16 protein-coding genes and 1 pseudogene are annotated in these 22,036 nt (G+C 39.5%); 5 read left to right on the forward strand and 12 right to left on the reverse strand.

The window, feature by feature from the left end; all coding sequences use genetic code 11:
* Positions 1–50: 50 nt before the first annotated feature.
* The 3 genes from aspS to DXC23_RS09790 all read right to left on the reverse strand — a co-directional run bounded on the left by aspS (position 51) and on the right by DXC23_RS09790 (position 6,109).
* Complete coding sequence (gene aspS, locus DXC23_RS09780) at positions 51–1,799, reverse strand: aspartate--tRNA ligase (protein ID WP_117705962.1); 1,749 nt, start codon at positions 1,797–1,799, stop codon at positions 51–53.
* A 152-nt stretch (positions 1,800–1,951) separates the two neighbouring features.
* Positions 1,952–5,377, reverse strand: coding sequence for an FtsX-like permease family protein (locus DXC23_RS09785; RefSeq protein ID WP_117705963.1), 3,426 nt, complete (start codon positions 5,375–5,377; stop codon positions 1,952–1,954).
* Between the two features lie 30 nt (positions 5,378–5,407).
* Positions 5,408–6,109 (reverse strand): ABC transporter ATP-binding protein, encoded by a 702-nt coding sequence (locus DXC23_RS09790; RefSeq protein WP_022233843.1) that lies wholly within the window; start codon positions 6,107–6,109, stop codon positions 5,408–5,410.
* A gap of 309 nt (positions 6,110–6,418) precedes the next feature.
* Between DXC23_RS09790 and pckA the strand changes: the two genes are divergently transcribed.
* Complete coding sequence (pckA, locus tag DXC23_RS09795; protein WP_117705965.1) at positions 6,419–8,023, forward strand: phosphoenolpyruvate carboxykinase (ATP); 1,605 nt, start codon at positions 6,419–6,421, stop codon at positions 8,021–8,023.
* 182 nt (positions 8,024–8,205) lie between these two features.
* Here the strand turns inward: pckA and DXC23_RS09800 are convergent, their stop codons facing one another.
* The 3 genes from DXC23_RS09800 to DXC23_RS09810 all read right to left on the reverse strand — a co-directional run bounded on the left by DXC23_RS09800 (position 8,206) and on the right by DXC23_RS09810 (position 10,353).
* Positions 8,206–8,877, reverse strand: coding sequence for a hypothetical protein (locus DXC23_RS09800; protein ID WP_147329138.1), 672 nt, complete (start codon positions 8,875–8,877; stop codon positions 8,206–8,208).
* A gap of 300 nt (positions 8,878–9,177) precedes the next feature.
* Positions 9,178–9,312: a helix-turn-helix transcriptional regulator gene (locus DXC23_RS09805; protein ID WP_117705968.1), complete on the reverse strand. Its 135-nt coding sequence runs from the start codon at positions 9,310–9,312 to the stop codon at positions 9,178–9,180.
* 138 nt (positions 9,313–9,450) lie between these two features.
* Positions 9,451–10,353 carry an NAD-dependent epimerase/dehydratase family protein gene (locus DXC23_RS09810; protein ID WP_117705970.1) on the reverse strand — a complete coding sequence of 301 codons (903 nt, stop codon included), beginning with the start codon at positions 10,351–10,353 and terminating at the stop codon, positions 9,451–9,453.
* A gap of 150 nt (positions 10,354–10,503) precedes the next feature.
* On the opposite strand from DXC23_RS09810, the gene DXC23_RS09815 reads away from it, so the two are divergent.
* The 4 genes and pseudogenes from DXC23_RS09815 to DXC23_RS09825 all read left to right on the forward strand — a co-directional run.
* Positions 10,504–11,229: a DNA/RNA non-specific endonuclease gene (locus DXC23_RS09815; protein ID WP_117705971.1), complete on the forward strand. Its 726-nt coding sequence runs from the start codon at positions 10,504–10,506 to the stop codon at positions 11,227–11,229.
* 14 nt (positions 11,230–11,243) lie between these two features.
* On the forward strand, positions 11,244–11,723 hold the full coding sequence (locus DXC23_RS09820; protein WP_347474791.1) for a pyridoxamine 5'-phosphate oxidase family protein: 480 nt from the start codon (positions 11,244–11,246) through the stop codon (positions 11,721–11,723).
* Positions 11,695–11,859, forward strand: a complete 165-nt coding sequence (locus tag DXC23_RS12810) for a 4Fe-4S binding protein (RefSeq protein ID WP_347474793.1) — start codon at positions 11,695–11,697, stop codon at positions 11,857–11,859. Before DXC23_RS09820 ends, DXC23_RS12810 begins: the two co-directional genes overlap by 29 nt.
* A 191-nt stretch (positions 11,860–12,050) precedes the next feature.
* Positions 12,051–12,398: pseudogene (locus tag DXC23_RS09825) on the forward strand (transposase); the annotation flags it as partial.
* Positions 12,399–12,563: 165 nt separating this feature from the next.
* Here the strand turns inward: DXC23_RS09825 and DXC23_RS09830 are convergent.
* From DXC23_RS09830 to DXC23_RS09855, 6 genes are all read right to left on the reverse strand, one after another.
* Positions 12,564–13,304 (reverse strand): DUF6273 domain-containing protein, encoded by a 741-nt coding sequence (locus DXC23_RS09830; protein WP_117705973.1) that lies wholly within the window; start codon positions 13,302–13,304, stop codon positions 12,564–12,566.
* 473 nt (positions 13,305–13,777) lie between these two features.
* Complete coding sequence (locus DXC23_RS12700) at positions 13,778–14,245, reverse strand: hypothetical protein (protein ID WP_242997490.1); 468 nt, start codon at positions 14,243–14,245, stop codon at positions 13,778–13,780.
* A gap of 1,091 nt (positions 14,246–15,336) precedes the next feature.
* A complete protein-coding gene (mscL, locus tag DXC23_RS09840) occupies positions 15,337–15,768 on the reverse strand; it encodes a large conductance mechanosensitive channel protein MscL (RefSeq protein ID WP_117705975.1) in 432 nt (143 codons plus the stop codon).
* 199 nt (positions 15,769–15,967) lie between these two features.
* Positions 15,968–17,191: a tyrosine--tRNA ligase gene (tyrS, locus tag DXC23_RS09845; protein ID WP_117705977.1), complete on the reverse strand. Its 1,224-nt coding sequence runs from the start codon at positions 17,189–17,191 to the stop codon at positions 15,968–15,970.
* 123 nt (positions 17,192–17,314) lie between these two features.
* A complete protein-coding gene (locus DXC23_RS09850; RefSeq protein ID WP_117705978.1) occupies positions 17,315–19,237 on the reverse strand; it encodes a YgiQ family radical SAM protein in 1,923 nt (640 codons plus the stop codon).
* 17 nt (positions 19,238–19,254) lie between these two features.
* Complete coding sequence (locus DXC23_RS09855; protein WP_242997491.1) at positions 19,255–22,032, reverse strand: DNA translocase FtsK; 2,778 nt, start codon at positions 22,030–22,032, stop codon at positions 19,255–19,257.
* Between the last annotated feature and the right edge of the window lie 4 nt (positions 22,033–22,036).

Here is a 22,036-nt window from a genome sequence, read left to right on the forward strand (position 1 = left end):
AGAATCAGGGCAAGTCATAAAAACAACTCGCCCTTTGAGTATATATGAAGTTATCTTAATTTAATGTGAACTTCACGCAGCTGCTGCTCTGTTACCTCTCCAGGTGAACCAAGGAGAAGATCCTGAGCATTTGAGTTCATTGGGAAAGCAATAACCTCTCTGATGTTCTCTTCTTCAGTAATGAGCATAATCATTCTGTCAACGCCAGGAGCCATACCTGCATGTGGCGGAGCACCGTACTGGAATGCGTTGTAGAGAGCAGAGAACTTAGATTTAAGCTCGTCTTCGGTATAGCCTGCAATCTCAAATGCCTTAATCATAATGTCGAGGTCGTGGTTACGAACAGCACCTGATGAAAGCTCAACACCGTTGCATACGATGTCATACTGATAAGCAAGAATATCGTCAGGATTTTTGTTGAGCAAGCTGTCCATACCACCCTGAGGCATTGAGAATGGATTGTGAGTAAAGATTACCTGACCTGTTGTTTCGTCATGCTCATACATTGGGAAGTCAACGATAAAGCACATCTCAAACTTTGACTTGTCAATAAGGTCAAGACGGTTAGCAACCTCTGTACGAATCTGACCTGCGAGCTTTGGAGCGTCCTTTTCTGTATCGGCAATAAAGTAAATTACATCGCCTGCATTTGAATTGTTGCGCTTAATAAGCTCTTCTCTGTCGCCCTCTTTAAGGAACTTGTCGATAGGACCGTCAAATGTCATATCATCTCTTACCTTAACATAGCCGAGTCCCTTCATACCGATAGAAAGCGCAAATTCTTCCATCTTCTTAAACCAGCTCTTAGACTGCTTAGCAGCACCCGGAACATTGATAGAACGAACTGTCTTTTTAAGGAATGGCTTGAAGTCTGTTTCCTCAAACATATCGCTGATTTCAACGATAACGAGTGGGTTACGGAGGTCAGGCTTGTCTGTACCGTATTTTAGCATACTCTCGGCATACGGAATACGAACAAACGGGGGCTTAGAAACCTCTTTATCTGTAAACTTTGTGAATGTTTCGTAAAGCACTTCTTCTGCAACTGCAAATACATCTTCCTGAGTAGCAAAAGCCATCTCAAAGTCGAGCTGATAGAACTCACCGGGTGAACGGTCTGCTCTTGCGTCCTCATCTCTGAAACAAGGAGCAATCTGGAAGTATCTGTCAAAACCCGATACCATAAGGAGTTGCTTAAAAATCTGCGGAGCCTGTGGGAGCGCATAGAACTTGCCCTTATGCTTACGGCTTGGAATAAGATAATCTCTTGCGCCTTCCGGTGACGAAGTTGAAAGAATCGGTGTCTGAATTTCATTAAATCCCATTTCGTTCATTTTTGCACGAAGGAATGTGATAATCTGTGAACGGAGCATAATATTGTTATGCACCTTCTGATTACGAAGGTCGAGGAAACGATACTTTAAGCGAACTTCCTCTGAAGTATTTGTTGATGTTGCAACCTCAAAAGGAAGAACATTTTTACATTTACCGAGAACGGTAATATCATCTGTGTGTACCTCAACATAGCCGGTAGCAATCTTAGAGTTGATGGTTTCTTCATCTCTCTTAACTACCTTACCGCTCAATGTTACAGTACATTCCTTGTTAATTCCCTTGAGCAGCTCATCGTTATGAACTACTACCTGAAGAACACCGTACTGATCACGAATGTCAAGGAACATTACGCCGCCATGGTCACGAATATTTTCGACCCAGCCTGCAACACGAACTTCCTGTCCGATATTTTCTTCTCTTAACTCACCGCAAGTAACGGTGCGATACTGATTAGCTTTTATCATATATTTACAGTTCCTTTCACTGATATTGTGCTAAATTGCCTATTCTTTTGTATTATACCACAATTTGCCTTAGCAATCAATATTTTGTGTGATTTTTATTTCAAAATTTGTATCTTTTCTGACAATGCCGCACAAATAATGTGCGGCACTGTTTATTCTACGCTTTTTAGGCTTTCAACCATATTTACTTTTTTAATCTTAAATCCCATTGCAAAATTCACAAGCAAAGCAAATGCAAATGTCAGCAAAGCCGCAAAAACGAATGATGTTGGCAAAATATCTCTGCCAAACATTATATTGTCAACCTCAACGGTCAGAATAATAAATCTTGTAAGGAAAACACCGAGAACAAGTCCCGACAAAATACCTCCGAGGGTAAGCACGATATTTTCTTTATAAATAACACTTGAGGTTTCTCTGCTGTAAAATCCGAGCACCTTAAAAGTTGCGATTTCACGCACACGCTCTGCAATGTTAATATTTGTAAGATTATAAAGCACTACAAACGCAAGTGCCGCTGCACAAATAATCATAACAAGCACAACCATATTGAGAGAATTGAGCATATCTTCAATTTCACCTATACCTGATGAAAGATAGGTTACACCCGCTACTTTATCATTCGTCAGCATTTTTTCACCGAACGCAGTCTGTTCGTCAGGATTTTTCAGTACAACCTGTGCCATATTAAACTGCGGTTCTTCTCCGAATTTTTCACTGTAAAGTTTAGGAGAAATAAACACATAATTCTTTATATACTGTTCATAAATTCCGCCTACTGTAAGTTCTGCGGTTTTATCATCAACAGTTACACTTACGGTATCACCGACTTTGGCAGACAATTCGGTCGCCATTTTTTCATTTATCATTACGGAATCATCGGTAATATCAAGGTGCTTATTGTCGCCCCTTGTTCTAAGCTCAGTAACCTCAGAAAATCTCTGCGGATCTTCCATTACCGTAAGATAAGTGCTTTCATCTTTTACAACATTATTTTTCTTTACAACAACTTCCTGCTGACCTGCAAGCATAATTGACGCTGCATCGCCCGTATTGTTTATTGCATTTTTCAGATAATCAAGCTGTTCGGCAGTTCCGCCTTCTTTAGGAATAACAACCGCATTATATTTGAATATTTCGCTAAACTGTGTATCGGAAAGCGGAATAAAGCTGTTTTTAAGTCCGAATGCCGCAACTATCAAAGCCGTGCAGCCTGCAATGCCTATGATTGTCATAAACATTCTTGATTTATATCTGAAAATATTTCTTGTAGTCAGCTTTGCGGAAAAATTCATATGTTTCCATATCGGAGTAATTCTCTCAAGCAGTATTCTCTTGCCAGCTTTCGGAGTTTTTGGCCTTAAAATTTTTGCACAACTCTGGCTTAATTCTCTTACACATACTATTACAGAAACAAGCAATGTACAAAGTACGGCGGCAAGCGTACCGAGTATAATACTCTGTGCATCAGGTACAATGCTGATGTCAGGCATATAATACATAATCTGATATGCATTATAAATAATATACGGCAATGTATTTATGCCTATTAATACGCCAACGGTGCAACCGATTACACCTGCAAGAACCGCATAAATCGCAAATTTCATTATTATGCTTAAGTTATTGTAGCCGAGTGCTTTTAATATTCCGATTTCTTTACGCTTTTCCTCTACAAGTCTTGACATTGTGGTTACACAAACCAAAACCGCAACGAGTAAAAAGAACATTGGGAATACCGTTGCTACCGCACCGAGTCGCTCAACATTCTGTCCAAAGTCTGAATAATCCGGATTATCCGACCTGTCAAACACATACCACTTTGGCTCTGCTATTTTGCTTATCTCATCTTCGGCATCTGCTATTTTCTGCTCTGCCTCTTTAAATTTATCATCAGCCTCGGACTTTGACTCGTTGTACTCTTTCCAACCGTCATCAAGCTTTTGTCTGCCGCTTATTTTCTGCTCCTCAAGTTCGGACTTTCCGTTGTCATATTGTTCTTGCGCTGTCGCAAGTTCGGTTTCAGCCTGTGATATTTGAGCTTGTCCCTCTGCTTTTTTGCTTTCAAGCTGTGCTTGTCCGTCTGCAAGCTGTTGTTCGGCGCTTTGAATTTGAGCAAGCGCATAGTCAAGCTGTGCCTGTCCTTCCGCTTTTTGTGTTTCAAGCTCTTGTTTTCCGTTGTTCAGCTGTTGTTCTGCCGTATCAAGCTGTTCTTTCGCCATAGCAAGCTTTGTTTCACAATCGTTAAGTGCAGCCTGCACCTGCGCAAGCTGTGCCTGTAATTGTGCAAGAACAGATTGATCTTCTGTAACATCAATCTGCGCCTGCAATGCCTCCGCCTGAGCTTTACAGGTAGCTATTGCGCCCTCAAGCTGCGGCTTTTGATTGTTTTCAAATTCACTTTTCGCAAGGTTAAATTCGTTTTCTTTCTCGGAGAGAGCCTGCTCTGCCTGACTGATTTTAGAATTATATTCTGCAAGTCCTGCGTTGTAATCGGCTTTTGCGCTGTCGATTTTATCCTGCGCCGAGGATAACTCGCTTTCGCCTGCCGCTATGCCGTCCTCGTATTCTTTTTTAGCGCTGTCGAGCTGATTTTTTCCGTCATCAAGCTGTTTTTTTGCTGTATCAAGCTGCGACTGCGCATCTGCTATCTTAGCTTTATATTCTTTTTCCGAATTATCTAAAGTTGTCTTTGCATCATCAAGTTTTGTAAGAGCCTCGGATTTTTCGGTTTCATAATCGTTTTTACTGTCCTCAAGTTCCTGTTTTGCTTTACCTATAACATCTTTATCAAATACCTCACAGCGCAGGTCTGCGGTATTTTCTAAGGTGCTTGTAAAATTCTCAATATTCTTTTCATATTCATCATCAAAAACAGAACCGTCACCGTCAGAAAAAGCAGTTTTCACATACATTTCCGTATATCTTTCAGTTACAAAATCGTCTTGATAAATATACATAAATGCCGCAATATTGCCGTTGCCGATTGTAGTTGAGCCACGCTGATACGAAATATACATAGGTGATTCCGCTTTACCGACGACGGTATATTCAAGCGTATCTACCATATCAAGTGCATTGGATTCTCCGCTTTCACTTCCAAATACAACCTTGTCGCCGATTTTATAATCACTGCTGCCGACACTGCCGTATTCAACAAGGATTTCACCCTTTTTCTCGGGTAGTCTTCCCTCTTTTATGTTTAATGTATTAAGAGTTTTATTATTGTTATAATTTTTAGGTGCAGCGGTTACTCTTATAACCTTGCCGTTACCGCCGTTTCCGTTTGATTTTAAAACAAGGTCGGCAAAATACGACGGCATAACATCGGTTACATTGTCAAGATTTTCAACCGCTTTTACATCATCTTTATCAAATCCGACAGTAGATACAAGCCTGTAATCCATAAGATTGGATTGAGAATAATACTCGTCTGCCATATTGTACATTGACGGAACCGTAGCTTTGATTCCGGCAAAAAATCCAACACCGAGTGCAATAATCGCAAGTATAGAAATAAACCTTGCTTTAGAATTTGCAATTTCTCTGAAAGTATTTTTTAACAGGGTTTTAGTCAATGTCCTCTCCCCTTTCTCAGAAAATATGAATTACCATTCGATTTCTTCAACATTTTTAGGTTCATCATTGTGAACATCCATAATTACCCTGCCGCTTCTCATCTTTATAATATGATCTGCCATTGGGGTAATTGCTGAATTGTGGGTTATGAGAACTACCGTCATATTTTCTTTTCGGCAGGTTTCCTGCAAAAGTTTTAAAATCTGTCTGCCGGTGTTATAGTCAAGCGCACCTGTCGGCTCATCGCAAAGTAAAAGTTTAGGTCGCTTGGCAAGTGCTCTTGCAATAGAAACTCTCTGCTGTTCACCGCCCGAAAGTTGAGCGGGAAAGTTTGCACTGCGCTGTGAAAGTCCCACACTTTCAAGCGCCTCTGTACTGTCCATCGGATTTTTACTTATCTGCGTTGCAAGCTCTACATTTTCTTTTGCGGTAAGGTTAGGCACAAGGTTATAAAACTGAAATACAAAACCAATGTCAAACCGTCTGTATTCAATAAGCTGTTTGTCTTTCAGCTTGCTTATATCTCTGCCGCCGACAATAATACTGCCTTTTGTACAGGTATCCATTCCGCCGAGAATATTAAGTACGGTTGTCTTGCCTGCACCCGATGCACCGACTACCACGCAAAACTCGCCCTGCTCTATATTAAAAGAAACACCCTCGACAGCGTTAATAGTCACTTCGCCCATTTTATATATTTTGTAAACATCTTTAAATTCAACAAGGCTCATAATATCCTCCCGTAACGGTAAATTTTCTTTGCTTTTTAAAGTGCTGAATATACAGAATAAACCTGCTTATAATACAATATTATAGCACTTTTTACACCTCTTATCAATATACAAATACAGTGTTGATGTCGAATAAACCACAATATGACAAAACCGACCAAATTAATTGGCAATTTGCTTGACGAGGGTAGAAAATTATGCTAAAATACTAACGAACATAGGTTATTGCAGTGTAGATTGTTTGGTAATTACAACTCACCGCAAACTCTGATACTATGTAATTTAAGAAACAGAAAGGTTGATACTGAAATGGCAAAGATTGATTTAACTAAGTATGGTATTACCGGTACTACTGAAATTATCCACAATCCTTCCTATGACGAACTCTTTAACGAGGAAACAAAGGCTGATTTGGAAGGCTATGAGGTTGGACATGAAACTGAGCTTGGCGCAGTTAATGTTATGACCGGTATTTACACAGGCCGTTCACCTAAAGATAAGTTCATCGTTATGGACGAGAATTCAAAGGACACTGTATGGTGGACTTCTGACGAATACAAGAACGACAACCATCCTGCAACACAGGAAGCTTGGGAAGCTGTAAAAGCGCTTGCTAAGAAAGAGCTTTCAAACAAGAAGCTTTATGTTGTAGATGCATTCTGCGGTGCTAACCATGATACAAGAATGGCAGTTCGTTTCATCGTTGAGGTTGCTTGGCAGGCTCACTTTGTAACAAATATGTTCATCAAGCCATCTGCTGAAGAGCTTGAGAACTTTGAGCCTGATTTCGTTGTTTACAACGCATCAAAGGCTAAGGTTGAGAACTACAAGGAGCTCGGTCTTAACTCTGAAACAGCTGTAATGTTTAACATCACAAGCCGTGAGCAGGTTATCGTAAACACATGGTACGGCGGCGAGATGAAGAAGGGTATGTTCTCAATGATGAACTACTACCTCCCACTTAAGGGTATTGCTTCAATGCACTGTTCAGCTAACACAGATAAGAACGGCGAGAACACAGCTATCTTCTTCGGTCTTTCAGGTACAGGTAAGACTACACTTTCAACAGATCCTAAAAGACTTCTCATCGGTGATGACGAGCACGGTTGGGACGACAACGGCGTATTTAACTTTGAGGGCGGCTGCTATGCTAAGGTTATTAACCTTGACAAAGAATCAGAGCCTGACATCTACAACGCAATCAGAAGAGATGCTCTTCTTGAGAACGTAACAGTAGATAAGGACGGTAAAATTGACTTTAACGACAAGACAGTTACAGAGAACACTCGTGTATCTTACCCAATCAATCACATTGAGAACATTGTTCGTCCTGTATCTTCAGCTCCTGCTGCTAAGAATGTAATCTTCCTTTCAGCAGATGCTTTCGGTGTACTTCCGCCTGTATCAATCCTTACACCTGAGCAGACAAAGTACTACTTCCTCTCAGGCTTTACAGCTAAGCTCGCAGGTACAGAGCGTGGCATTACAGAGCCAACTCCAACATTCTCTGCTTGCTTCGGTCAGGCTTTCCTTGAGCTTCACCCAACAAAGTATGCTGAAGAGCTCGTTAAGAAGATGGAAAAGAGCGGTGCTAAGGCTTACCTCGTAAACACAGGTTGGAACGGCACAGGCAAGCGTATCTCTATTAAGGATACAAGAGGTATCATCGACGCTATTCTCGATGGTTCTATCACAAAGGCTCCTACAAAGACAATTCCTCACTTCAACTTTGAAGTTCCAACAGAGCTCCCAGGCGTAGATCCTGCTATTCTCGATCCTCGTGACACATATGCAAATGTTGCAGATTGGGAAACAAAGGCACAGGATCTTGCAGCTCGTTTTGTTAAGAACTTTGCTAAGTACGAAGGCAACGAGGCAGGTAAGGCTCTCGTAGAGGCAGGCCCTAAGGCTTAATCTTTGTATTAATTTTAGTACAAGCTAACTAAATAAATTTAAGGGTGCTTTCCATATGGACAGCACCCTTTTATAATGCGTAATATACTTAATATTTAAGACCTTAATAAAAAGTATCAACCTTTTACTTGCACAAAAGACTATTAAACAGCATAGATTTATCCCCGTACTTTTAATAAAAATCAAGAAATAGAATTAATAAAAACAACTGCCGCACCGATCATCATAATTGCGAATACAACAACCGCAACTATCATTGAAATATTATTACTCAATGCGTTTAAATCCAAACTGTTAGACGAATTAGACTTTTTATTGGGGGCAAGCACCGGAATGTGACATTTCTTTGCCCATACAATCAGTGAATTGTAATTATCACACCAATTAGAAACACCTACAAGTTTTTTGCCGTTGACATAAATTTTAGCGGTTTTAATCCTGCTCACCTTTATGTAATTAATCTGATCATAATGATATGGTTCATCTTTATAATAAAGATAGCTCGTCTGTACACTCGGGCATTTTTTTAGTTTTAAACATATAAGTAAAGCTATAGCAAAAAATATTGCAGTGCTCAATATGCTTATTATCAGAATTTGAACAGTGCTTAAAGTAAAAGGCGTATGATTAACGGAAGAAGTAATCGCCTCCTGTATCAAAATTTTTGCTACAGGAATCAAGCCGATAACTATAATTGGTATAATAACGAAAAATGCGTTAAAATCATAGTTCAAATCAAATTTCGTATTAAAAACGGCTTTTTCAATGGCGGCATTTTCTTCATTTTGCCGCCTTACACCAAAATACTCAAGCTCTTCTTTGGCATAGTTATTTAAATCATTAACAATTGGCATAGTGTTTCCCCTTTTTAAATCCTTTATTATTACCATAGCGGTTGCTACACCGCCGTCCTGCATCATTTTTGCGAAATAATCCGTTTATCGGTAGTTATGGCCAAACGTCCTATAAATTTATTTAAAAAATCGTCAAGCGCAGAAATATCTTGCATAAATCCGATTTCTATCGCCCGGCAAATTCTAAAAGCATAACGATATGCGTTCTCGTTTTTCATCTGACAAATCTGTAGTGCAAGCGATGCTGTTAATCAATGCATCAATACTTACACCAAGCACCTGCGATATGTCAGGCAATAATTAGGCATCAGGCGTGCCGCCTCTCTCCCACTTTGACACAGCTTGCGTTGTAACACCTAACAACTGACCGAGCTGTTCTTGCGTAAGTCCTTTTTTAGTACAATATTTTTTTATTTGCTTGCCGATAACACTCATTTTTAAACCCTCAGTTGATTTTCTGTTTTTATATTATCACAAGCAAATGGCATTTGCAAGGTTTGGTAAACATTAAAGTAACACAAATACAAAAGGGTGCTCCTTGCACGGTAACACCCTTTTGTATCTCTGTTATTGCTATTTTAAATTTTTATCTATAAATTCGATATAAGGTTTTCTATTATAGACACTGTTATAATTATTTTTATACCATTCATATTCTTCTTTTAAACCAACTTCGAGTGGAACTGTTGTTGGCATAAGCTCATTTTGCCTGCTGACATCAAGAATATATTCGTAGTCATAAAAGCAAAAATAATCTCGTTGTGGAATAGATTTATCAACTTCTATAAATTCTGGTACTTTGCCCACAGCTTTGTAGCAAAGCTCAACCCATTCTTTTATAGTTACGGCATTTTTGTTGCCTACATTGTAAATGTGATTTTTCGGCTGTTTTTCAATAATTATTTCAATAAATCTGCATAAATCCGATACATTAAAAAACTGCAACTTCATATCACCTTTTTGCGGAATATAAAATTTTCTGTCTAATTCTGCACAATCAAAAGGAAAAGCCTCACGATAAAGGTTTTCGTACATTCCATAAAAATACGGCGGTCTTAATATATAAGCATCGGGGCAATGATTGATTAAATATTGTTCAGCCATCAGCTTATTTATACCATAGTCGCCCCAAACAGAATTTTGACCACAAGCTTGTTCTTCATTAAATGGTTGAATATTTGTTTCAGGATATACCGCACTTGAGCTTATAAAAATATAGTTATCAAAAATAACTCCTGAATTTAATATGCTTTTTATATGTTCTTGATTATAAGCGGTTACATCAATAATTAAATCAAAATGTTCATTTTTTAACAAATTGCTCGGATTCATTCTGTCACTTTCAATCAAATGAACACCGAGAACCTGTTCCCTGCTGTTTCTGTTAATAACATACACTTCATTATTTCTTTTGAGAAAATATTCCGCAGTAAATTTACTAACAAATGTTGTTCCGCCGGTAACAAGAATTTTCATAGTAACAACTCCCTTTTGAATATTATAAAATGCATAACACACCTTACACTTTTAATTATAACTTACACGCAAATTTTTTGTCAACTGAAAACTTGAAAAATGCAATTACCTCAATTATAATAATTACATAACATTATAATTGAGGTAATTATGAAAGCTAAAAAACGAAAAACCACAAAAATTACTGTTCCGACCGCACTTGCATTGCTATGCTGTTTTGCGGTAATTTTAATTATAAACAATCAGCCCACAGAGAATAATTCAACCGAAAAAATTATTACGCTTTCCGATATTCCAAAATATTCAGGCTCGGCATTTGTAGAAATAAACGGCAACGAACCGTATTTCAGTGATGACGATTACACAACATCATCATTTGAATACTATGCGGATTTAGACGAATTAGGAAGATGCGGCACAGCCTATGCCTGCGTTGGTACAGATATAATGCCGACAGAAGAGAGAGGCCAGATAGGCAAAATTAAGCCATCGGGCTGGCAAACCGTAAAATATGACTTTGTAGACGGAAAATATTTATACAACCGTTGTCACCTTATTGCGTATCAACTGACAGGCGAAAATGCCAACGAAAAAAATTTGATTACAGGAACAAGGTATCTCAATGTTACGGGTATGCTCCCATTTGAAAATATGGTTGCAAACTATGTAAAAAGTACAGGCAACCACGCACTTTATCGTGTTACACCTGTTTTTGAAAATGACGACCTTGTAGCAAGAGGTGTGCTGATTGAGGCAAAATCGGTGGAAGATAACGGTGACGGAGTTACATTTTGCGTGTACTGCTACAATGTGCAGCCAAATGTAACCATAGATTACAAGACGGGCAAAAGCACATATAATGAAAATGAATACTAAATACGAGGCGGAATATGAACTATTTAAAATATCTTGTCGAGGAAATCCACACTACTGTAATGGCAACAACGGATGCGAACGACCTACCCGTAACCTGCGCCATTGATGTAATGGATTATGACGATAACGGACTGTATTTTTTAACGGCAAAAGGCAAAAATTCTTACGACAGATTAAAGCGAAACGGCTATGTAGCTTTAACAGGAATGAAAGGCAAAGATACTATGTCTTGCGTTGCCGTATCTTTAAGAGGAAAAGTTAAGGAAATCGGCAGTGAGCCATTGGAAAGACTATTTAAAAAGAACAGCTATATGTACGAAATTTATCCGACCGAGCAATCAAGAAAAGCACTCACTGTATTTTGCATTTATGATGCAAACGGCGAGTGGTTTGACCTTTCAAAAAAGCCTATTGAAAGGGCTGATTTTTCAATAGGAAACAGTAAGGATAATAAACCAACAATATGTGATTGGCAACAATTGCATTGGTTGTAAAGCGTGTGAAACAGTTTGCCCACAGAACTGCATAGATTTTTCAACAGTCCCTTCTAAAATCAATGTAAACAACTGTCTGCACTGCGGAAACTGCATGACTGTTTGTCCGCAAAATGCAGTTGTAAAAATAGGATAATCGTGCGGCACACAGCAAAAGTGATTCTATTTTAATAAATTTATTACAATTACTTCATATGTGCCATACTGCATTATTTGTTAAAATTTCATTTTATAAAGCAAATGCCGAAAGCCGGAGCTTGTAAAATAAAGTGTGTAAGCTATTTTTTTTACTTACACACTTTATTTTACAAGCTCGCCTCTCGAAAAGCCTTTGAGCAGTTCTGTCAGGAGTGGTCGCAATACCCGGGAGCAGTAGATGTATGGAAGCGAAATTTCAACCATATAGAGCAGCTTTTCGATTACGGAAGTGCGGTCAGAAAGGTTATGTACACAACAAATGCGGTTGAAAGCATCAATTTGAGCTTTAGAAAGGTCACCAAAAAAGGTGCTTTCCCAAACGAAAATGCATTGCTCAAATTGCTCTATCTCAGAATTACCGAGCTTTACAAAAAATGGAACGGAAGCAAGGTCCAAAACTGGGCTATGGTCAGAAATCAACTCGCGACAAACGACAAAATTAAAGCCCGTATTAAAAAATACGAGCACTTAATCTGACTCCGTTTTGTACGCCTTTTTCGTTGCGCTCCGCTCCACTCCAAAGGCGTACAAAAACATCAATTATCTAATTTCTAAAAAAACTTACACACTTTTATTGACAAAGGCTGATTTTTCCATTTTAGGGCTTGACTTTTATTTGCAGGACTCCTTTTGTTTCATATATTAGTTCTCAAACGAGAAAACATAAACCATTTCATCGGCAACAATGCCGCTTCTTAATTCAATTTTCATGTCACCATCTACGCAAAAAGCAGGGCGTATACCGTTTAGATCATATGAATTTGTGAAGCCGATTTTATTATTATCACCAATTACATAGGAACAAGAAAGATAATAAGTATTGGGTGTACGCAGCCACCAACTTGATAATTCGCCATCGACATATGCTTTCCTGTTCTCTTCGTTTCGGAAATACTCAAGCAGTTCCCCTTCGGGAGCTATATTAACTGAATCGCTTATACCGACCTCATTACATGACAGCAAGAAAACCTTTCTTTCAACGGCTTCCGTCTCAAGGCCTGACACTCCCAATGCGTCATCACATGTAATTTCTACACTTGTCGTAGACAGGTATTGCGATAATTCAGTCAAGAATCCTAAATAATCTTCATTCAAATACAAATCAATTTCGCTTTTAGCATAATAAGCACTATAGTCGCTAATTCTTCTGTTATTACCAGTGATTTCTTTTCTGAGCAACAACGTATTGCCACCATAATCATCGGTCAAAACTAAAAACGGGATGTATTCTCCATTTTCAAGAACATAAATTAGATTCGTAGAGTCAGCACGGTCATACGCTAGTTCGGATACCTTTTTCATTTCTTTCTTTCCGCTACACGCACACAACGCTATGCCGATAACAGAGGTCATGCACAAAATAAATATTTTCTTTATTGTCATTAAAACAGCACTCTCCTTTTATTCGCAACTATAAATGAGTAAATACAAAACATTGCACAAAATAAAGCACCCTCTGAAAAATGATGTATAATTAGTGTCTGCTGATTAAGCAGCAGTTATTGGTAAGCCCCCCACGTTCCTACTTATGTCCGATCCAACCCAAGATAGGAACAGATAAAAAAGAGTACAAAGTATTCGTTTCTGAATTTTAAACAGATTCATCATGAATACAGATAATACGATAGAAGACAACTGAGTTTCTTCCAGTTTTGTGGTAATGTAGCTCATTCCATAACAACGTTTGCTCAGACTAAAGATACGCTCCACTTCGATTCTATCGGTATTATCCTGATACTCTTGTTTTTTATCAACTTTTGCCGTAACACTTGGTCTGCCCAGCCTTGGACCCGACAACCGGATCCCATGCTCTTTGCAATAACTCCTGTTTTCTCTGGTCCGATAAATTTGATCTGTCAGGACATATCATATTCTGGGTAATATCCGGTGCGTTCTTTGAAGCGTTCTACTGCTTCCATCAGACAGGTGATCTCGTTGTATGCCTCGAAAAAAAATTTTTTGATACGCCCATAACCTTCACTGTCAAGGCTGAGGTCAAATTTTGCACCAAATTCAACGGGCGCTTTGATCTTTCCTTTGACAATCGGTCGAAACCACGGCTGTGAAATGCTTACAAAGCGATGCTCCACAGAATGAACTCTATTATCATACATATACTGTTGCTGTTCATGAAGTTTGATGATAGTAAGATACAAGTCGATATCCTTACCTGACATAGCATATCCATCACTCATGAACTGTTCCGGATACTGGAGATCCACAGGATTAAACAACAAGAGGCGAACATCCGTTACCCCAACTCTTTTTTGGGTTAGCTCAGATATTTCAGAAGCGATCTGCCTGACACCTTGTGATTTTCCCACTCCGGGAGGCCCCCATAACCGATGGAAAGCTTTTTAAAGAAACTTCCAATTTAATTAATGACACATATGCATTTGAAAGCTGCTTAATCATTTGATTAACGGTCAACTTCACAGCCCCAACATTTCTTTCTAACATATTAGTTCCACCTTTAGCGTCTGTTTATAATTCTTATATTTCTCTTAACTAACTGAGCAATGATATAAAGCCAAATATCAATGTCCTCATTCTTACAATCACTGTATCACATCGGGCGGAAGGAAAATATATCCGAAAACTTCTCCGCCCGACTGATAAGATGTCAACATCACTTCAACTACCTTTGCTGAAGAAAGTGGTTAATCAACACATTAGATACAATTCTGCGACCTCTGTCGGTTTACTCTTCTTCATCTCATTTTTGCAAGTAGCTTGCAATCAGATACTTTTCCACTCCACAAATATGCTGTAACATTGCAAGGAAAGTTCATATCTGCTTTCTATAATTTACACACAAAAGTGTATCATAACCGTCACCCAAAATCAAGATACAAAGAGAATTTCTCAATTTTTGCATCTCTCTGCGTTGTTGCGTTGTAAATAGATGTGACCCATTTTAGGTAAAAATAAAGTCAAAGAAGCTCCAAAATGGCAATTTACGCCACCATTCTCTAAGCTGACAATTGTTTAGGACTTTTGTGTCCGAGTTTTCTCACGGGTTTGTTATTACTCCATTCCAAATGATTTTCGGTTATCACTCGTATTCCGAAATGTTTGATATTGCAATTTAGGAAGCGTAACTTTCTTGCTCTCTGCCACTTATTAGTCTTAACTTCTGTTTTATTTTAAAGTCTTTAATAGTCTAAAGTTTAGTTTTTCTATGATGTAATTACAACTATTATTTTTTATTAAAATAAGTGCATTTTTACCGTTTTATGGGCTCTGCCCAAACCCGCAACCCTTTAAAAAGGGTTGACCTAAATTTTAAATTTATTAAACTAAACCTTGTGCATAAACACTATTTATTAATCTTACCCCAACATTTAGGATAGATTCTTTTATCAAAAAAGCTCCCGACAGCAATATCGGGAGCTTTAGCTTATGTATTAACGATTTATTCCTTTGTTTCTTCAGGAATATTGCTTGTGCAATGTGGGCATTTTGTAGCCTTAATAGAAATTTCGCTCTGACAGAATGGGCAAATTTTTGTTGTGGGTTCTGCCGGTTCTTCAGGTTCTTCAGGCTTTTTGCCGATTGCCATAATCTTATTAACCAATTTAACAATAAGGAAGATGACAAATGCCATAATGATAAAGTTAATAACCGCAGTCAAAAACTTGCCATAGCCGATTGATACATCTCCGATTGTCAGGGCATACTGGTCAAAGTTCATTCCACCAAATAAACCGAGAATCGGTGAAATAATGTCTGTTGTAAGTGAAGTAACAATAGCCTGAAAAGCCGCACCGATAATAACGCCGACTGCAAGGTCAAGCACATTGCCTCTCATAATAAAGGTTTTAAATTCGCTGAAAAACTTTTTCATTTTCTAAACTCCTCTGCTGAAAATATTTTTTAGTAGTCTAAAACTACCAAGCTACATAAACATTAAAGGATAAACACTTCCCCACTGCTGAGAGTGGGGATTTTTGCTTTTGATTTAGTTTATTAAGGTTAAAATTTCAAGTTCACCATTTTAAGAGGGCGAACAATCCGTTAATTACAAATTTTAAAAAACAGGTTTATTATAAAACAGCCTTATGAAACTTTTTCTTACCTTTTTTAATTACAACATAACCCTTTTCAAATGCTGACTTTGGAACAGTTGCATATACATCTGTTACCTTTTCATCATCAACAGCAACGCCGCCCTGCTGAATAAGGCGTCTGCCCTCACCCTTTGACGGAATGAGTGCGCACTTTGTAAGAAGGTCAAGAATAGCGATACCGTCATCTGTAAAATCAGCGTCTGTAAGCTCTGTTGACGGCATATTGTCTGTATTTGCACCGCTGCCAAACAATGCTCTTGCTGCCTCCTGAGCCTTGTCTGCCTCTTCCTTGCCATGTATAAGGTTTGTTACCTCATATGCAAGAATCTCCTTAGCCTTGTTAAGCTCGCTGCCCTCAAGCTTTGCAAGCTCATCAATCTGCTCAAGCGGAAGGAATGTAAGCATTTTAAGGCATTTGATTACATCTTCATCGGCAACATTTCTCCAATACTGATAGAAATCGTATGGGCTTGTCTTTTCAGCAGAAAGCCATACAGCACCAGACTGGGTTTTGCCCATCTTCTTACCCTCGGAATTAAGGAGAAGATTGATTGTCATGGCATATGCATCCTTGCCGAGCTTTCTTCTGATAAGCTCTGTACCGCCGAGCATATTGCTCCACTGGTCATCTCCGCCAAACTGCATATTACAGCCGTATTTCTGATAGAGAGCATAGAAGTCGTAGCTCTGCATAATCATATAGTTAAACTCAAGGAAACTGAGTCCCTTTTCCATTCTCTGCTTGTAGCACTCTGCTCTGAGCATATTATTTACCGAGAAACAAGCGCCAACCTCACGCAAAACATCAACATAGTTAAGGTCAAGCAGCCAATCGGCATTGTTTACCATAAGTGCCTTGCCGTCTGAAAAATCAATGAAACGCTCCATCTGCTTTTTAAAGCAATCAACATTGTGCTGAATAGTTTCAGTAGTCATCATCTGGCGCATATCTGTTCTGCCTGACGGGTCACCGATCATAGCTGTACCGCCGCCGATAAGTGCAATCGGCTTGTTGCCTGCCATCTGCAAGCGTTTCATAAGGCAAAGCGCCATAAAGTGACCAACATGCAAGCTGTCGGCTGTTGGGTCAAAGCCAATGTAAAATACAGCCTTACCGTTGTTGACAAGCTCCTTAATTTCTTCTTCGTCTGTAACCTGAGCAATAAGACCTCTGGCTACTAATTCCTCATAAACTCCCATTTTATTATAAAATCCTTTCTGATTTTGTTTTCATTTGTTAATTATAAATCAAAATTTACAATAGGTCAATACCTAAACTTACATATAAGAACAGGGCTTTGACGGTTTGCATTTACAGTTAATTTATTTCTTTTTTCTTCTGTATTTTGCAAACTTATCTTTTGTCTGTTTTCCGTTTCTGTTACGGGAATTGTTTTTATTTGAATTGTAAGAAGATTTCTGACCTTTATTATTTCCCTTATAATTATTTTGATTACTCATTGGCTGAACAAGGCATTTTGAATCATAACCTATCAAATCTTTTCTGCCTGCTTTTATAAGTGCTTTAATTACTTTCTGTTTGTTTTCGGGAATAAAGTATTGCAAAAGCGCTCTTTGCATTGACTTTTCTTCCTCTGTTTTCGGTACATAAACCTCTTTCATTGTATAAGGGTCTATACCTGTATAAAACATACAGGTTGAAATTGTACCCGGAGTCGGATAAAAGTCCTGCACCTGCTTTGGATGTATATTCTCCCTCTTACAGAACAGCGCAAGTTCCACCGCATCTTTCAAAGTAGAACCCGGATGCGAACTCATTAGGTACGGCACTATGTATTGGTCTTTACTCATACGACCTGTCAGTTTATAAAATTTATCGCAAAACTTTTTATAAGTTTCTATGTGCGGTTTACCCATTCTGTCAAGTACCGCCGCTGAGCAATGCTCAGGGGCAACTCTCAGCTGACCGCTTATATGATACTTTACAAGCTCTTCAAAAAATTCGTCACTCTGATCTTCCATAAGATAATCAAAACGAATACCGCTGCGTATAAACACTTTTTTTATGCCGTCAATTTTCCTCAGCTCACGCAAAATATCAAGGTATTCTGTGTGTGACACCTGCATATTCGGGCAAGGTGTGGGCGCAAGGCACTTTCTGCTTTTGCAAAGTCCTGCCTTTTTCTGCTTTTCGCAAGACGGCAATCTGAAATTAGCCGTAGGGCCGCCCACATCACTTATATATCCTTTAAATCTCTTGTCATTAAGAAAAGCCTTTGCCTCGTCAATTACACTCTGCTTACTTCTGACCGTTACGGCTCTTCCCTGATGAAACGCAAGCGAACAGAAATTACAAGCGCCAAAACAGCCACGATTATGAGTAATGGAAAAAAGCACTTCCTGAATACCCGGCACACCGCCGAGCTTTTCATAGCACTGCGGATACCACCTCTCGTACGGCAATGAATATACATAATCAAGCTGCTTTGTATTTAGCGGCTGCATTGGCGGATTTTGAATAAGAATATAATTTCCGTGGCGCTGAATAAGCGTTTTGCCTCGTACAGCGTCCGCCTCCTCAAGCTCTTTTCTGGCGGCTATTGCATAATCCTTTTTGCTCTCGCAAACTCTCTCATAGCTTGGCAGTTCAACAACCGTTTTTGGCACATAGTCGCTTGTTTTTACCGCATAGCAAATGCCACGAATGTCATATAATGCCTCAACAGGGTAACCCTCGGAAAGGCGCTTTGCCATTTCAATAGTTTGCAGTTCGCCCATTCCGTATGAAATAATGTCAGCCTTGCTGTCAAAAAGTACAGACGGCATAACGGTATTTTTCCAATAATCATAGTGGGCAAATCTTCTGAGTGATGCCTCAAGACCACCTATTATAATTACCGAGTCGGGGTAAAGTCTGCGGATTATATTTGAATAAACAGTAACCGCTCTGTCGGGGCGCTTTCCGTTTTTGCCGCCTGCGGTATAGGCATCATCACTGCGCTTGCGCTTGGCAACGGTGTAATGCGCTACCATACTGTCTATATTGCCTGCCGTAACAAAAAATCCTAATCTCGGCTTGCCAAACTGCAAAAAGTCGGCGTCATTTTTCCAATCGGGCTGAGAGAGGACTGCTACACGATAGCCGCAGTCCTCAAGCACTCTTGTTATTATGGCAGCACCAAAGGACGGGTGGTCAACATAGCTGTCGCCCATTACATATACAAAGTCAACCTCGTCCCATCCACGAGCCTTAACCTCTTTAATATTCATTGGTAAAAATGCCATAATATCACCTTTTAAATTTATTCATCATCACTGCCCATAATGTTGCGGCGCTCAAGCCACTCATTATAGGTCATAAGTACATCTCTCGGCTTTGAACCCTGATGCGGCCCTACAATACCCATCTGCTCCATATCGTCAATCATTCTGCCCGCTCTTGCATAGCCTACCTTGAGCCTGCGCTGAATGAGCGAAGTAGATGCTTGTCCTGCCTCGATTACGCACTTGATTGCATCTTCCATTTTTGAGTCGATTTCAATGTCCTCGCCGCCCCTGTCATCGTTTCGTTTGCCCTGAGCGATTTCTTCTGCGGCAATTCTCTTGATTTTTTCTTCAATCTCCGCATTATATTGAGCGGAAGAAGATTTTTTAATATAATTTGTTACACCCTCAATTTCCTCATCGGAAGCATAGCACCCCTGCACACGCATAGGCTTTGGTGCACCAACAGGCAGGAACAGCATATCGCCTCTGCCTATGAGCTTTTCTGCACCGCTGAAATCAAGGATAGTTCTTGAATCAATGTTGGAGCTTACCTTGAGTGCAATACGGCTTGGAATGTTTGCCTTGATAAGACCTGTAATTACATTTACGGTCGGTCGCTGAGTTGCAACAAGCAGGTGCATACCAGCGGCTCTCGCTTTCTGAGCAAGTCGGGCAATGTATTCCTCAACCTCGCTCGGAGCTGCCATCATAAGGTCGGCAAGCTCATCAATGGCAATTACAATTCTCGGCATTTTTTCCTTTGGCACAGGAAGTCCGTTTCTCTCAAGAACAGGCTGAACAAGCTCGCCGTCCTCGTTTTCAACAGGCGGATTTTCTGCCATATATTTTAAGTTTTCGTCTATAAGCTCATTGTAAGCGTCAATATTCTTACAATAGTATTCAGACAAAATCTTATATCTCTGCTCCATTTCAGACACTGCCCAACCAAGTGCGCCTGCCGCTTTTTTAGCGTCTGTAACTACCGGTATAAGCAGATGCGGAATACTTCTGTACTTGGTAAATTCTACCATTTTAGGGTCAATAAGCAGCAGCTTTACTTCGTCAGGCTTTGCCTTGTAAAGAATACTCATAAGAATTGAGTTTACACACACTGACTTACCTGAACCTGTTGTACCGGCAATAAGCAGGTGAGTGAGTTTTGACAGATCGGTTACAACAATCTCGCCCGAAATATCCTTGCCGAGCACGCAGGTGAGCTTGCTCTTTCCTCGCCTAAATTCATCGGAATCAATCAGTTCTCGCATTGTAACCATACTTACAACCTTGTTTGGCACTTCTATGCCAACTGCCGCCTTGCCCGGAATAGGCGCTTCAATTCTAACGCCGTTTGCGGCAAGGTTAAGCGCAATATCATCTGAAAGGTTTGTAATCTTGCTTATCTTTACGCCCGGTGCAGGCGAAAGTTCGTATCGTGTAACAGACGGGCCTCGGCAAATATTTACAATAGACGCCTTTACATTAAAGCTGTCAAGCGTATCAATCAGCTTTTTAGCGTTATTGTGCATTTCCTCGGATGCGTTTCTGTCGTTATTATTTTTTGAAAGACTAAGCAGCTGAACAGGTGGAAAATGATACTCAGGCTTTTCCTTTTTTTCTTCAATCTCAACAGGGGAATATCCTGCGTTTTCAAGCTCCTCTTCAAAGCTGCTTTCCTCGCTATTGTTGTTCTCTGCGTTATGGATATTTTCTTCATCAGCCTTTGCAATGTCTTCGTTTGATTTATTATTCTTCTCGTCAAAATTCTTGCTTGCTCTGTTGATAATGTCCATTAAATCGTCCGGAGCGTTATCGTTTTCAGTCTGCTCAGGCTCTTCGTCATATACGGTATTTTCAGGATTATTAATAAACTTCGGCTCTTCAACCTCGTTTTCAGCCTTAGTTTCGGCTTTTACATTTGCCGTATAGTCGCAATCGACCTCCAGCTTGCGGTTGAGCTTTGTTTTGTTATCCTCGTGAGTGATTTCGTCAAGCGGAATATCAATACCGCTCCTCTTGCCTCTGCCCTTTTTCTTTTGAGTAGATACTATGGTTTTATCGCCCTCGCCGCCTGCAATAAACATTTCTCGTTGCTGCTCACGCTCAGCCTCCTCTGCCTTGCGCTCGGCAATATACTCTCGTCTTGCCCTTGCTTTTTCTTCGCTCTTGTGCTTTACATATGTAACACCTTGCTCAACCTTTGATGCGGCAGCTTCTGCAATATCATTGATTGAAAGATTTGTAATGCCGAAAATAACGGCAAGCAATACAAGAATACAAATCAATACCGTCGGAACATTTCCGATTAACGATGCCATAGGATAACCAAGCAATCCTCCGATAAAACCGGCGCCGAATGTAAAGTAAGATTCACTTTTGAAAATATCGAGATAAAGTTCGCCTGCACAGGCAAGATAACCTTTTTCCGAATGAGGAGTGCCTGTTGCAACATAAATCAATGCTCCTATCAGCAAAACAATAAGTATGCAGAGTGCTACCTTACTTTTAAAATGCTGTATTTGCTTTTCCTTGTCCGTAATAATTGCCATATACATAAGAAAGACGGGAACAAGAAATGTTGCAAAGCCAAATACTCCAAAAAGTGCGGAACGAACCGTACTCCATAAATTTACGCTCTGAACAAACATTAAAATTACAAAAAACAGCGATAAAGCACCAAGGATAATTGCTCTTATCCTTGGTGTCAGTAAAGGTTGTGATTCAGGTATCGGTTGACTTTTTTTAGTGCTTTTTGCTTTTGAGGAGGTTGATTTACTTGAGGTTTTCTTTTTAGTTGTCTTTTTCTGGGTTGCCAATTTA

It is taken from the genome of Eubacterium sp. OM08-24 (assembly GCF_003438075.1).
GTDB lineage: Bacteria > Bacillota > Clostridia > Oscillospirales > Acutalibacteraceae > Ruminococcoides.